The sequence below is a fragment of the Streptomyces sp. RKAG337 genome (assembly GCF_023701715.1).
In the GTDB taxonomy this organism is placed as follows: domain Bacteria; phylum Actinomycetota; class Actinomycetes; order Streptomycetales; family Streptomycetaceae; genus Actinacidiphila.
The window spans coordinates 1,187,299-1,199,673 of sequence record NZ_JAJOZA010000001.1 but is presented as its reverse complement, the minus strand read 5'-3'; the positions used below and the strand labels follow the sequence as shown (position 1 = coordinate 1,199,673).

At 72.6% G+C, this 12,375-nt stretch carries 9 protein-coding genes and 1 tRNA gene; 4 read left to right on the top strand and 6 right to left on the bottom strand.

The genetic code is table 11. The annotated features are described in order from the left end of the window. Window positions 1–711: 711 nt before the first annotated feature. Window positions 712–4,125, top strand: a complete 3,414-nt coding sequence (locus LNW73_RS05280; RefSeq protein ID WP_250989121.1) for a hypothetical protein — start codon at window positions 712–714, stop codon at window positions 4,123–4,125. 42 nt (window positions 4,126–4,167) lie between these two features. Here the strand turns inward: LNW73_RS05280 and LNW73_RS05275 are convergent, their stop codons facing one another. The 5 genes from LNW73_RS05275 to LNW73_RS05255 form a co-directional block, all read right to left on the bottom strand. Further along, the gene (locus tag LNW73_RS05275; RefSeq protein ID WP_250989120.1) at window positions 4,168–4,959 is read right to left on the bottom strand and encodes a VOC family protein; all 792 of its coding nucleotides are present in this window, start codon (window positions 4,957–4,959) and stop codon (window positions 4,168–4,170) included. Between the two features lie 165 nt (window positions 4,960–5,124). Further along, window positions 5,125–6,090: an aldo/keto reductase gene (locus LNW73_RS05270; RefSeq protein ID WP_250989119.1), complete on the bottom strand. Its 966-nt coding sequence runs from the start codon at window positions 6,088–6,090 to the stop codon at window positions 5,125–5,127. A 120-nt stretch (window positions 6,091–6,210) separates the two neighbouring features. Further along, on the bottom strand, window positions 6,211–7,116 hold the full coding sequence (locus LNW73_RS05265; RefSeq protein WP_250989118.1) for a carbohydrate kinase family protein: 906 nt from the start codon (window positions 7,114–7,116) through the stop codon (window positions 6,211–6,213). Continuing rightward, window positions 7,113–8,054 (bottom strand): pseudouridine-5'-phosphate glycosidase, encoded by a 942-nt coding sequence (locus LNW73_RS05260; protein ID WP_250989117.1) that lies wholly within the window; start codon window positions 8,052–8,054, stop codon window positions 7,113–7,115. Before LNW73_RS05260 ends, LNW73_RS05265 begins: the two co-directional genes overlap by 4 nt. 42 nt (window positions 8,055–8,096) lie before the next feature. After that, window positions 8,097–9,746 (bottom strand): ABC-F family ATP-binding cassette domain-containing protein, encoded by a 1,650-nt coding sequence (locus LNW73_RS05255; RefSeq protein WP_250989116.1) that lies wholly within the window; start codon window positions 9,744–9,746, stop codon window positions 8,097–8,099. 397 nt (window positions 9,747–10,143) lie between these two features. Here LNW73_RS05255 and LNW73_RS05250 point away from each other — a divergent pair, with 397 nt between their 5' ends. The 3 genes from LNW73_RS05250 to LNW73_RS05240 all read left to right on the top strand — a co-directional run bounded on the left by LNW73_RS05250 (window position 10,144) and on the right by LNW73_RS05240 (window position 11,922). Further along, entirely contained in the window at window positions 10,144–10,812 is a 669-nt protein-coding gene (locus tag LNW73_RS05250) for a nitroreductase family protein (protein ID WP_250978481.1), read from the top strand. A 111-nt stretch (window positions 10,813–10,923) separates the two neighbouring features. After that, window positions 10,924–10,997 (top strand) — tRNA-Met (locus LNW73_RS05245). 121 nt (window positions 10,998–11,118) lie between these two features. Then, a complete protein-coding gene (locus LNW73_RS05240) occupies window positions 11,119–11,922 on the top strand; it encodes an N-formylglutamate amidohydrolase (RefSeq protein WP_250989115.1) in 804 nt (267 codons plus the stop codon). On the opposite strand, the gene LNW73_RS05235 is transcribed toward LNW73_RS05240, so the two are convergent. Next, window positions 11,891–12,280, bottom strand: coding sequence for an MmcQ/YjbR family DNA-binding protein (locus tag LNW73_RS05235; RefSeq protein WP_250978483.1), 390 nt, complete (start codon window positions 12,278–12,280; stop codon window positions 11,891–11,893). The genes LNW73_RS05240 and LNW73_RS05235 overlap by 32 nt on opposite strands. Window positions 12,281–12,375 lie beyond the last annotated feature (95 nt).

The window sequence follows — 12,375 nt, the reverse complement described above, 5'->3', positions numbered from 1 at the left end:
CCTGGTCGGGAGAATTTCTGCCATGGCATTCCGACGTTTTCCGTCTAGTCGAGTCAAGCGCTATTTGGGTTGATCTCGTCGGATGGCGAAGGCTGGCTCTGTGTGACGGTAATCCGGGCGATGTGCTAGATGCTCTGGGTGATCTGAGCGAACTCTCCGAAGTGGAGTGTGCTTCGTCACGCGAGACATCCTGGTGGCTGAGTGGTGATGTCGCGGTCCATATCGAGCCGCATCTCACATATTTGCCTGAGGGCTCTTCTCGGATCCATGTGATGACGTCCGATATGGAAGTCGGTCACCGGGTGAACCAGGTCCTTGAATCGGTGAGGAAATCCGGGAGCGATCTAATGGTGAGGTCACAGGGGGGCCTTGTCTCAGCTCCCGAAGAGTGCCCCTTCGGCTGACGAAGGATAGTCATTCGCCCTAGTGAACATGGTGCCCCGACCGGAAGCCCTTCCGGCCGGGGCACCTGGGGTGTTTGACGGAAACGTCAGCGGACTACGGCTGCGCGACGGATGGGTTGTAGGGGTCTTTTCGGTTGATCTGAGAACGACCCCGAGGGTGTCGATGGCCTGGCGTTGGAGGCGGCCCCGGTCCTCACAGTCTCGACCGGTCTTCGGTCGGCACTTTTTGCGTTGGGGCAGTACCTCGTCGCTCGCTGCCCGCAAATCCGCTGGTCAGGGCGGTGGTCGGCCCGGCATGATCGCTCTCATGGCCCGCATCCCGCACGATTCCGGATCCCTCGCCGACGCCCTGCTCACGGAGCTGGACCCGCTGCCCTATCCGGCGCGCATGCGTGAGCTCGCCCGGCGCGCACGGGACGCCGCCGCGCGCGGTGAACTGGCTGTGCTGCTGCGGGAGCTGTCGGGCCGTGGCACCTACGAACGGCGGCTGGCCGCCGCCGCGGCTGCCGTCGGACGTGACGTCGGTTATCTGCAGGTCAGGCTCGCGGACCCGGACGCGCTCGTGCGCGGGTATGCGGTCAAGGCCGTCGAGCGCGGGCACATCCCTGATGCCGCGGTCGTCGACGTCCTCGACGACGCCCCCGCCGCCGTGCGCCGCCAGGTGGTTCGCGCGGTGGTCGCCGGGCGGCGCTCCGTGCTCGCCGACCGGCTGATCGATCCCTACCGGACGTGCTGGGGCGACGAGGAGGCTGCCCGGCTGCTGGCCGCGTGCGGTACGGCGACCGTCGTACGGCTGCTGCCGGAACTGTCCCACGCCGTCAGGGGATGGGCGCTGCTGGGGCTGCGGCACCCCGTGGAGGTGCTGGACGAGGCGGGACGCCAGCTCGAAGCGCTGCCGGAGACGATGCGCGACGCCTGGTGGGAAGGACGGGCGGCGGGAGTGGCGGCGGCCGTGACGGCGGAGCCGGAGCGCGTGCTCGATCTGCTGGAGCGGCTGTGTCCCGGGCCGCCCCCGGCCCGGATCCTGGACCGGATCGACGATCTCGTGTCGGCGGCGCCCGGCCGTGCCCTGCGCTATCTGCTGGCCCCCGAACGGGCCGACGTGCTGCGGCGGCGGGGCCTGAACCGTTCCACCCTGAACCGCCTCGTACGCCTGGACCCGCCCGAACTGACCGATCTCGGCCGGGCTCTGAGCCACGACCACGCGGCTCTCGCCAAGCTGCTCAAGACGCAGCCGCCGTCCCGCCGCAACGCCCTGTTCGATGCCTTCACCAGCGGGCGGGACATGAGCCGGGCGGTTCTGGACCCGGTGCTGCTCGAGGTGCTTCCGCGTGCGCGCCGCGAGTCCGAGGCGCGCCGGATGGCCGCTCAGGCGCGCGAGCGCGGCGCGTTCTGGACGGCGGTGCTGACCGCGGTCTCCTACCTGCCGGTCGGGGAGGCGGTCGCGGAACTGACCGCCGCGACCCGCCGGTCCGAGGCGGAGGGCCGGGCTCAGGCGTGGCCGCTGCTGGTGCGCAACGCGGCCCGTTCCGGCGAGCCCGCGCGCGTCACCGCGGTGCTGGGCACGATGGAACGCCTGCGCAATGAGCAGGATCCTGTGCGGTCCGCCGCGCTCGCGGCGCTCGCGGAGACGCATGCCCGCCTCTTCACGGATGGCGATGCGGATGCCCTGGAGCGCATCACCACGGACGCGATCGAGGCCCGCGACTCGTCCTGGCAGACCCACCACGCCCTGCGCACGCTCGCCGTGAACCTTCTGCGCGAACATGCCGCCACGCGGGAACAGCGGCTGGTCGGCTGGGCCCTGAGCACCATGGAGCGGCTGCACGGGCACACCGGCGGCGTCGATCTGGGCCGGCTGGACCAGGAGCTGCGCCGCGGCCAGGAGCACGAGGTGTTCGAGGCACTGCGGCCGTGGCTGGAGGCGGGCGCCGCGAAAGCGGATCACAGCCTGACGTTCGCCCTCACCCGCTCGCTGGGCCGGCGCGCCCGCGCCATGCCACAGCTGCGCGAACTGCTGTGGCAGGCCATCCGGTTCGGTGACAACGCGACGGTGGAGCAAGCCATCGGGTACTGGCTGGAGGGTTCTCCGGACCGGGACACCGAGGTGGCCGTGATCCTCGAACTCGAACCGTCGGCGGCCGTGCTGCAGCCTGTCCTGACCGTACTGACCGAGCACCGCACCGATCTGCTCGACGCCGTTCTGGGGGACACCCCGCCCTACGGGCGCTTCCTGGTCGAGGGGGCCCGATGGATGCCGTGGATCGACAGGTCGGTGCATCACTGGCTGCCCCGCCACCAGGCCGCCGGAGCGCGGCTGCTGGCCCGGCGCGCGGCTGACGCCTCCCTGTCGATGCACGAGCGCACCGCGGCGATGGCCCAGGCCGCCGTCATCCCGGAACTCGGCGCCGGCCTGGTCCGCCGCTTCACCGGGTCTTCCAGCGTGCCGCTCGCCGAAGCCGCGCTCGGCGCGCTGGTGTGGACGGACCGGCCGGGGGAGGCACTGCCGGAGCTGCTCGCCCACGTCGGGGGCGACCGCGCCCGGGTGGCCGCCTACGCGGCGACCCGCGCGACGCTGTACGTCGAGCCGTCCCGGCTGCAGGCCCACCTGCGCGCCGTACTGCTGCCCGACGACGCCGCCCCCACGAAGGTGACGAGCCGCAAGGAGGCGGCCAGGCTGGCCGCCACCCGGCTTCCCCTGGCGGACGCGGCCGCCCTGCTCGCCGAGGCCTACCGGCGGGCCGGCCAGCACCATGACGTGCGGGCCGCGTGCGTGGCCTTCACGACAGGGCTGCTCGGCTGCGAACCGGCCTGGGAGCTGCTGGAGGCGGCGGCGACCGGAGGGCCGGAAGTCCGGCAGGCCGTGCTGCGCACCCAGCCGCTCGACATCGCGGACCGGTACCGCGGGCGCTACGCGCGGCTCGTCACCGCCGTGTGCGAGAGCGCTGATCCGGAAACCGCCCTGCGTGCGTTGGGGGCACTTCCGCAATGGGCCCTCTGGGCGCCCGAGGCGGCAGAGGTGGTGGTGTCCGCCGTCACCGATCTCGACAACCGGGAGACGTGGAGTGCCGCGGCCGGGGCGCTGATCGCCCTGACGATCTCCGGATCGGCCGTATCGGCCGGCTCGGGGCAGGGCGACCCGCTGGCCCGCGCCCTGGCCTCGCTGGTGGCCGCCGCGGCTCTGCCGGACGAGCCGGACGCGGCCCCCGACCGTGACCGCCCGGCGCGGCGGCGGGTCCGGGCCCTCGCCGAGCACCTCGCCGTCCACGCCCGGATGGCGGCGGGTGCCACCCGGCCCGCCGCCAAGGCGGCCGGCGAGCTCCTTGCCGGATTCGACGCGTTCGTACCCGACGCGGCCCACGTCCTGGTGAGCGCCGTGGATCTGGACGCCGAGCCGGCGGTGCTCACGGCCGCCCTCGTCCGGCTGGTGCCGCTGGTCGAGGGCCGGCCCGCGCTCGCCGTACGGACCGCCCAGATCCTGCGCGGACGGCTGAAGACCGCGGGGCAGCCGGGCACCCCGGACGGCCTGCTGCACGCCGCCCGTCGGCTGTCCACGGAGGACGGCTGTCTCGCGGGGCTGCTCGCCGTCGCCCTCACCGAGGTGGGCGGCAGGCGCACACAGTGGTCGGAGTCCTGGCGCGAGCAGCTGCGGCTGCTGCGCCGCCACCCGCGCCCGGACGTCCGGGACGAGGCGCTGCTGCTGGCGACGGCACCTGAATAGGGCCGGGGCCGGGCGCGACGAACGCGCCCGGCACGGGCTTGCTCAGGGCTGTGCGGGTGCCGTGGTCGCTACCACGGCGAAGGCGGCGCCCTGCGGGTCCACCACGACTGCCATCCGGCCGACCTTGTCCATGTCGAAGGGGGGCGCCATCACGGAGCCGCCGGCGCGGACCAGGGCGTCGACCGTGCTGTCGACGTCGTCGACGGCGAAGTTCACCAGCCAGTGCGGCGGGACGCCTTCCGGCATGTTCTCCATGCCCTGCACGCCGCCGATGGTGCGGCCCTTGACCTGGAAGCCGGTGAACTCCGGCATGTCCGGCATCGGGCCGGCCGCCAGTCCCAGCGCCGCCTCGTAGAAGGTGCCGGCCGCCTTCGGGTCGGGGGTGGCGAGCTGGTTCCAGACCAGGGCGCCGGGCTCGTTGACGATCTGCGCGCCGGGGAACTCCTTCGGCTGCCAGACGCCGAACACCGCGCCCTGCGGGTCCACGGCGACCAGCATCCGGCCCGTGTCGCCGACGTCCATCGCGGGGGCCATCACCGTGCCGCCGTTCTCGCTGATCGCGGCCTGTGTGGCGTCGGCGTCGGCGGTGGAGAAGTAGCTGGTCCAGTTGGGTGGCGGTGCGGGCTCGTCGCCCATCGACATCGCCTTCATGATCCCGGCGACCGGCTTGCCCTTCAGCGTGCAGATCGAGTAGCCGCCGAACTCCTCGGCGCCGACCTCGCCCTGCCAGCCGAAGAGGTCACGGTAGAAGTCCAGGGCGGCCTGCTGGTCCGGAACCATCAGGTCGATCCAGCACGGTGTTCCGGGTTCGTACGGAGCGGTGACTTCGGACATCTGGCGTCTCCCAGCGGTGGTCCGCCGCGGGCGGCGCCCGGGCGTGTGTGTATCCCCCGCTGACCACCTTCCTCGCGGTCCGCCGTTACCGCCATCGGGCGCGCGGCGGCCGCCCGGTGATTTTCCGCGACCCGTTGATGCTCCGGGCCGGCAGGGCGCCGCGGGTCAGTACCGGGTACCCGTGGCGGCCGGGAGGTCGTTCAGTTCTGTGAGGTCGGCGGGGGAGAGGGTGAGGCCGGCGGCGCCCGCGTTGTCCGTGAGGTACTTCGGGGTCTTGGTGCCGGGGATCGGGACGACGTAGCGGCCCTGCGCGAGGACCCAGGCGAGGGCGACCTGGGCGGGGGTGGAGCCGGTGCGCTCGGCGATGGCGCGGACCGTGCCGACCATGGCGAGGTTGGTGCGCAGCGCCTCCTGCTGGAAGCGGGGGAGGTTGCGGCGCATGTCGTCGGCGGGGAGGTCGTCGTACGAGCTGAAGCGGCCGGCGAGGAAGCCGCGGCCCAGCGGGGAGAACGGCAGGAAGGCGATGCCCTCGCGTTCGCAGTGGGGCAGGACGTCCGCCAGCGCGTCGCGGGTCCACAGCGACAGCTCGGACTGGACGGAGGCGACCGGGTGGACGGCGTGGGCCCGCTCGATCTCCTCGACCGAGGCCTCGGACAGGCCGATCCTGCGGGCCTTCCCCGCGGCCACCACCTCCGCGAGGGCGCCCCAGGTCTCCTCGACCGGGACCTCGGTGTCGATGCGGTGCAGCTGGTAGAGGTCGACGTGGTCGGTGCCCAGCCGGCGCAGGCTCGCGTCGATCGACGCCTTGATGTGCTCCGGGCGCCCGTTCCGGCCGTAGACCGGCCGTCCCTCGTCGGTGCCCGTCAGCACCAGGCCCACTTTGGTGGCCAGTACGGCCCGCTCCCGGTAGGGGCCCGCGAGCGCTCGGCCGACCAACTCCTCGTTGGTGCAGGGACCGTAGGCGTCGGCGGTGTCGATGAGCGTCACACCCAGGTCGAGGGCGCGCCGGACGACGTCGACGGACACGGTGTCGTCACGGCCGCTCGGGTCGTAGGCATGGGTCATGCCCATGCAGCCGAGTCCGACGACGCCCACGGCGGGGCCCTTGCTGCCGAGTGTGGTGGTGCGCATGGGTGCTGCTCCTTCGGACGGCGGCGGAGTCGGCCGGTCGCGGGATCGACGGCCCGCGGAACCGCCCCGCTGCGTGATCGGCGACGATCATCACCTTGCCGTATGACAGTGCGCCTGGTCTCATGAATATTCCGGCCGGCCGCCCACCGCGGCGACCGCCGCCGCGCCCGTACGGCAGCCCGCGGCCGCCGCTCCCGCCAGGTCCGCGCCGGTGAGCCGGGCCGCCAGGAAGCCGCCGGCGAAGGCGTCGCCGGCCCCCGTGGTGTCGACGGCGTCCGCCGCGACTCCGGGCACGCGGGCGGTGACCTTTCCCCGCTCGGCGACCAGCGCACCGGCGCCGCCGAGTTTGACCACCGCCACTCCATGGGCGGCGCTCAACTGCTCGGCGGCGCGCACGGGATCGGGGTCGCCGGTCAGCAACCGGGCCTCCGCGAGATTCGGCAGCAGCAGGTCGGCGCCCGCGACGGCGTCCAGGAAACGGCGGACGCCGAGCTGCTGGAGGAAACCGGTGGAGGCGGGATCCACGCTCACCGGGATGTGCCGGGCGCGGGCCGCGGCCATGGCCAGCGCGGCGAGTTCCCGGCCGGGCTCGTTGAAGAACAGATAGCCGGAAAGGTGCAGCCGGCCGGCGCCGTCGAGCAGCGCCGCGTCCCAGTCCGCCGGGCCGAGCCGCATGCTCGCGCCGCTGTCCGTGACCAGGGTGCGCTCCGCCGCCGCGTCGACCAGGGCGATCACGACGGCGGTCGGCAGCGACGGGTCGACGCGCACATGCGGCTGTACCCCGCAGCGCCGCAACACGTCCCGGTGCCAGTCGGCGGAATCCGCCCCGGCACGGGCCAGCAGCCGCACGTCGGCCCCCGAACGAGCGGCCCACGAAGCGGTGTTGGCGCCGGACCCACCGGGTCTGACCGCGATCCTGGCGGAGGTGTCGGTGTCGGGCGCGAGCGGCTTGTGGTGCCGCGCCACGATGTCGGTGACGACGTCACCGATGACCAGCAGGGACGTTCCTGCGGCCGTCGCCGTCATATGTGCCGCGACCAGTCCGCGGCGATCGCGGAGGCGAGCCGGACATTGCCCCGCACCGCCGCCAGATTCGCCTCCAGGGAGGCGCCGCCGGTGTGTTCGGCGAAGTACGCGAGCAGAAACGGCGTGATGGCCTGCCCGGTGACCCCCGCCGCGCGAGCCGCCTCATGGGCCTCGACCAGTACGCGGTCATGGAGCGCGGGATCGAGCTGCTCCGCCTCCGGTACGGGATTGGCCACGATCAGCGCGGCGCCCGGACCGCCCAGCGCGTCCTGGGCGCGCATCACGGCGGCGACCTCGGACGGTTCCTGCAGCGTCCAGTCGAGCGGCTCACCGGAACTCGTCAGGTAGAAGCCGGGGAAGGTGCCGGTGCGGAAGCCGAGGACGCCGACGCCGAGCGTCTCCAGCCGCTGCAGGGTGGCCGGCACGTCGAGTATCGACTTCACACCCGCGCAGACGACCGTGATGCGGGTGCGGGCGAGCAGCCTGAGGTCCGCGGACTCGTCCTGGTGGCTGACCCAGTCCCGGTGCACCCCGCCGAGACCGCCGGTGGCGAAGACCCGGATCCCGGCACGCGCGGCCAGGAACGCCGTGCCGGAGACCGTCGTCGCGCCACCGGCGCCGGTGGCGAGCGCCGGGGCCAGGTCACGGAAGCCGAGTTTGCGCAGGCCCTGGTCGCTCGCGACCCGCTCCAGCTGATCCTTGCCGAGTCCGATGTGCGCGGTCCCGTCGAGGACGGCGACGGTCGCCGGGACGGCGCCCGCGGCACGGACGATCTCCTCCAGTTCCACGGCCACCCGGAGGTTGCGGGGCCGGGGGAGACCGTGGGCGATGATCGTCGATTCGAGGGCCACCACCGGCGCGCGCCGGTCGAGGGCGTCCCGCACTTCGTCGGAGAGCGCAAGGGACAGCGAGGGGGGAACGACTGTACGAGGGTCCATCTCTCATTCCTGTCGGACCGCCGGCGTTCCCAAACCTCCAGCTCACACCTCCCTCCACGCCTCCCGCTCCGGCTCCCCGCCGGCGGTGGGCGGATCGATGCCCGTCAGCTCGCCGTCGAGCCGCAGCCAGCGGGTGATGCCGATGCCGTGCAGGAACGGAAGATCGTGGCCGGCCACGATCAGCGCTCCCTGGTACGAGGCCAGGGCCGCCGTGAGCCGGCGCACGCTGGCCAGGTCCAGATTGTTCGTCGGCTCGTCGAGCATCAGCAGCTGCGGAGCGGGATCGGCGAGCATCAGCGCGGCGAGCGACACGCGGAACCGTTCACCGCCCGAGAGGGTGCCGACCGGCTGGTCCGCGCGCCCGCCCCGGAAGAGGAAACGGGCCAGCCGCGCCCTGATCTGGTTGTCGGTCGCGCCGGGCGCGAAGCGGGCGACATTGCCCGCGACCGTCAGCCCGTCGTCGAGCAGGTCGAGCCGCTGCGGCAGGTACCGCATCGGTACGTGCGCCACCGCCTCGCCCGCCACCGGCTCGAGCTGCCCGGCGATCGTCCGCAGCAGGGTGGACTTGCCCGCCCCGTTGCGGCCGAGGAGCGCGATCCGCTCCGGGCCGTGCACGTCCAGGTCGGCGCGGGCGCCGTAGCGGACCTCCAGCCCGCGCAGGGTCAGTACGGTCCGGCCGGCGGGGACGGCGGTGTGCGGCAGGTCGATGCGGATCTCGTCGTCGTCCCTGACCGCCTCGACGGCCTCGTCGAACCGCTCCTTGGCCTCCTCCAGCTTCTCGGTGTGCAGGATGCGGTGCTTGCCTGCGGAGACCTGGGCGTCGCGCTTGCGCTGGTTCATCACGATCTTCGGCTCGCGCTTCTGGTCGGACATCTTCTGGCCGTAGCGGGCCCGGTGGGCCAGCTTGATCCGGGCCTCGGCCAGGTCGCGCTTCTGCCGGCGCATCTCGGTCCCGGCCACCCGCACCATCCGTTCCGCGGCCTCCTGCTCGACGGCGAGCGCCTCCTCGTACGCCGAGAAGTTCCCGCCGTACCAGTGCGTTTCGCCGCCGCGCAGATCGGCGATCCGGTCGACCAGCTCCAGCAGTTCCCGGTCGTGGCTGACCACGAGCAGCAGCCCGGACCAGGACGCGACGGCCTCATGGAGCCGGCGCCGGGCGTCCAGGTCCAGATTGTTGGTCGGCTCGTCGAGCAGCAGGACGTCCGGCCGGCGCAGCAGCAGCGCGGCCAGCCGCAGCAGCACCGACTCGCCGCCCGACACCTCGCCGATGGTGCGGTCGAGGGTGATGTGGCCGAGGCCGAGCTGGTCGAGGGTGGCGAGGGCGCGTTCTTCCACGTCCCAGTCGTCGCCGACCGCGGCGAAGTGCTCCTCGCTCGCGTCGCCGCCCTCGATCGCGTGCAGCGCGGCGCGGGTCACGTCGATGCCGAGCGCGGTGTCGACCCTGACGGACGTGTCGAGCGAGACGTTCTGCGGCAGGTAGCCGATCTCGCCGGAGACCCTCACCGTCCCCTCGGCCGGGCGCAGTTCACCGGCGATGAGCCGGAGCAGCGTCGACTTCCCCGAGCCGTTGAGTCCGATCAGGCCGGTGCGGCCGGGGCCGGCGGCGAAGTCGAAGTCGTCGAGCACGGGGGTGCCGTCCGGCCAGGAGAAGGAGAGACGGGAGCAGCTGATGGAAAGGGGGGTGAATGCCATGAGGGCCTCCTGGTTGCTGGATGAGAGGGCAACTGTGGAGACACCGGAACGCGACGCGGCTCAACCCCGGAGGGGAGATGACTGGGTGGTGACGCCCTGGCGGAACGGAAGGCGGGTCACACTGCCGAGGTCGCACTCGGGCACGCGGGAATCCCACGGGCACGGTGTCTCATGACCTCAGACGCGCAACGGCCTTCTCCAATCGACGACAACAGGGCCGACGACGACGTTACGCCGGGGGTGGTGGGCGGGCAACGCCTTTTCCACCCGCCGCCTGCCGCCCGCCGTCTGCCACCCGCCGCCTGCCGCCTGCCGCCTGCCGCCCGCCGCCCGGGTGGCAGGGGGTCGCGGGACCGCGGATGCCTTCTTCCGTGGCGGCGCGCGATGTGCTGAGGTGATGCCCATGGTTGACGACTCCGCATATCCCACGGTGCCGCTCCACCCCCACACGGTCCCCGCCCACGAGGCGGAGGCGCGCAGCCGCACCTTCCACGAGGTCATGGCGAGCCGGCGGACCGTGCGGGACTTCTCCTCCCGGCCGATCCCGCAGGGCGTCGTCGAATGGGCGATCCGCACCGCGGCCACCGCCCCGAGCGGGGCGAACGTGCAGCCCTGGCGTTTCGTCGTCCTCACCGACCCGGAGCGCAAACGCACCCTGCGCGAGGCGGCGGAGGCCGAGGAGCGCGAGTTCTACGAGCGCCGGGCCTCCGAGGAGTGGCTGACGGCCCTCGCCCCGATCGGCACCGACTGGCACAAGCCGTTCCTCGAGGACGCCCCGGCCGTCATCGTCGTCTTCGAGGTCCACAAGGGCCCGGAATCGCCCCGGCCCTACTACACCAAGGAGTCGGTGGGGATCGCCGTCGGCCTGCTGCTGGCCTCCCTCCACCAGGCGGGTCTGGCCACCCTCACCCACACCCCCAGCCCGATGCGCTTCCTGAACGACGTCTGCGACCGCCCGCCCGAGGAGCGTGCCTCGTACGTCATCCCGGTCGGGTACCCGGCGGAAGGCGCCCGGGTCCCGGACATCCACCGCAAGGATCTCGACCAGGTCGTGGTCCGGCTCTGACCGGCCGGGCCGGCTGTACCGGCTCCCGGGGAGCACCGCGCGGGTTGCGTGGCACCGCGCGGATAATGATTTGGTCCTGCGTCACCCAACGCGTAGAGTCAGGTTTACCGACGCGGGGTGGAGCAGCTCGGTAGCTCGCTGGGCTCATAACCCAGAGGTCACAGGTTCAAATCCTGTTCCCGCTACTTACACAGCGGGCCCGGTGCGCAAGCACCGGGCCTGCTGCTTTGTCATGTGCCGGTGCCGGGTGGGTGGCGACGCCGCAAAGCAGGTGATCGGGAAGATCCGTTGGGATATACCGGACCGATGTATGAGCAGAGCCCCGGTGCCGACCGATCGCCCGTCGTCCTCCATGTCCCGCACAGTTCACGGACGCTGACTCCCGCCGCACGAGGGAGCGTTCTGCTGGACGACGCCCAGCTGTCGCGGGAGCTGGACCACATGACGGACGCCCATACCGACCTCATCGCCGGCCGGGCCGCGGACGGCGCCGCCGTCACGCCCTGGACGCACGCCAATCTGCTCTCGCGCCTCGTCGTCGACCCCGAGCGATTCCCCGACGAGCGGGAGGAGATGCGGGCGGTGGGCATGGGCGCGGTCTACACCGGCACCTCGCAGCGCGGGCGGCTGCGCGACGAGGACCCCGACCACGAACGGGAGCTGCTCGCCGAGCACTTCGACCCGTACGCGGCCGCCTTCACCGAGCTGATCGACGGCCGCCTCGCCGCCGCCTGCCGCGCCGTCATCATCGACGTGCACTCGTACCCGTCCCGGCCGCTGCCCTACGAACTGCACGCGGCCGGCGCCCGCCCCGCCATCTGCCTGGGCACGGACGAGCACCACACCCCGCCCTGGCTGCTCGACGCCGCCCGCCGGGCCTTCGCGGACTGCGGTGAGCTGGGCCTCAACACCCCGTTCGCGGGCTGCTACGTCCCGCTCAAGCACTACGGCCACCGCACCGAGGTGTCGGCGCTCATGATCGAGATCCGCCGGGACCTCTATATGACCGAGCCGGGCGGAGCGCCCACCGACGGTCTGTCCGCGGTGGTGCGGGCGCTCACCGCGCTCGTCGACGCCGTCACGGGGCCGGCGGCCCGTCCAGCTCCTTGACGAGCCGCTTGGGGGCGATCACGCGATAGCTCTCCTCCGTCCAGTCCGACAACAGCTCCGCGGACGGGACGCCCTCGTCCAGCGGGATCCGGACCCAGCCCGCCTTGCCCAGGCCGTACCCGGCCGGTTCCGCGCCGGGAGCGGTCATCGCGTGGGCGTGCACGTCCTCGTCCTTGAGCTTCACGGTGATGGCCGGCGGATAGCTGCCGTCCTCGACGCCGAGGAAGACGAAGACCTTCTTGTTGACCTTGATGACGGACTCGCCCCAGGGGAACTCCTCGACCGCCTCCGGCAACCGCAGGGCGAACTCGCGGACCTTTCCGCGGACGGCGAGCGGGTCGTGGGCGCGGCGGGGCATGGCGACTCCAGGGGCTCGGCGGCGGACCGTGGCTGTCTGTGATCGATGGTAGGGCCGGGGTCCGACAGCCCGCCTGCCGTGCGCGCCCATGCCCG

Bases quoted from the DNA above. Each gene is read 5' to 3' on its own strand.
- LNW73_RS05275 (WP_250989120.1), bottom strand. From the start codon at position 4,959: ATGTCCGAAGTCACCGCTCCGTACGAACCCGGAACACCGTGCTGGATC.
- LNW73_RS05260 (WP_250989117.1), bottom strand. From the start codon at position 8,054: ATGGACCCTCGTACAGTCGTTCCCCCCTCGCTGTCCCTTGCGCTCTCC.
- LNW73_RS05235 (WP_250978483.1), bottom strand. From the start codon at position 12,280: ATGCCCCGCCGCGCCCACGACCCGCTCGCCGTCCGCGGAAAGGTCCGC.
- LNW73_RS05250 (WP_250978481.1), top strand. From the start codon at position 10,144: ATGCCCATGGTTGACGACTCCGCATATCCCACGGTGCCGCTCCACCCC.
- LNW73_RS05255 (WP_250989116.1), bottom strand. From the start codon at position 9,746: ATGGCATTCACCCCCCTTTCCATCAGCTGCTCCCGTCTCTCCTTCTCC.
- LNW73_RS05265 (WP_250989118.1), bottom strand. From the start codon at position 7,116: ATGACGGCGACGGCCGCAGGAACGTCCCTGCTGGTCATCGGTGACGTC.
- LNW73_RS05240 (WP_250989115.1), top strand. From the start codon at position 11,119: ATGTATGAGCAGAGCCCCGGTGCCGACCGATCGCCCGTCGTCCTCCAT.
- LNW73_RS05270 (WP_250989119.1), bottom strand. From the start codon at position 6,090: ATGCGCACCACCACACTCGGCAGCAAGGGCCCCGCCGTGGGCGTCGTC.
- LNW73_RS05280 (WP_250989121.1), top strand. From the start codon at position 712: ATGGCCCGCATCCCGCACGATTCCGGATCCCTCGCCGACGCCCTGCTC.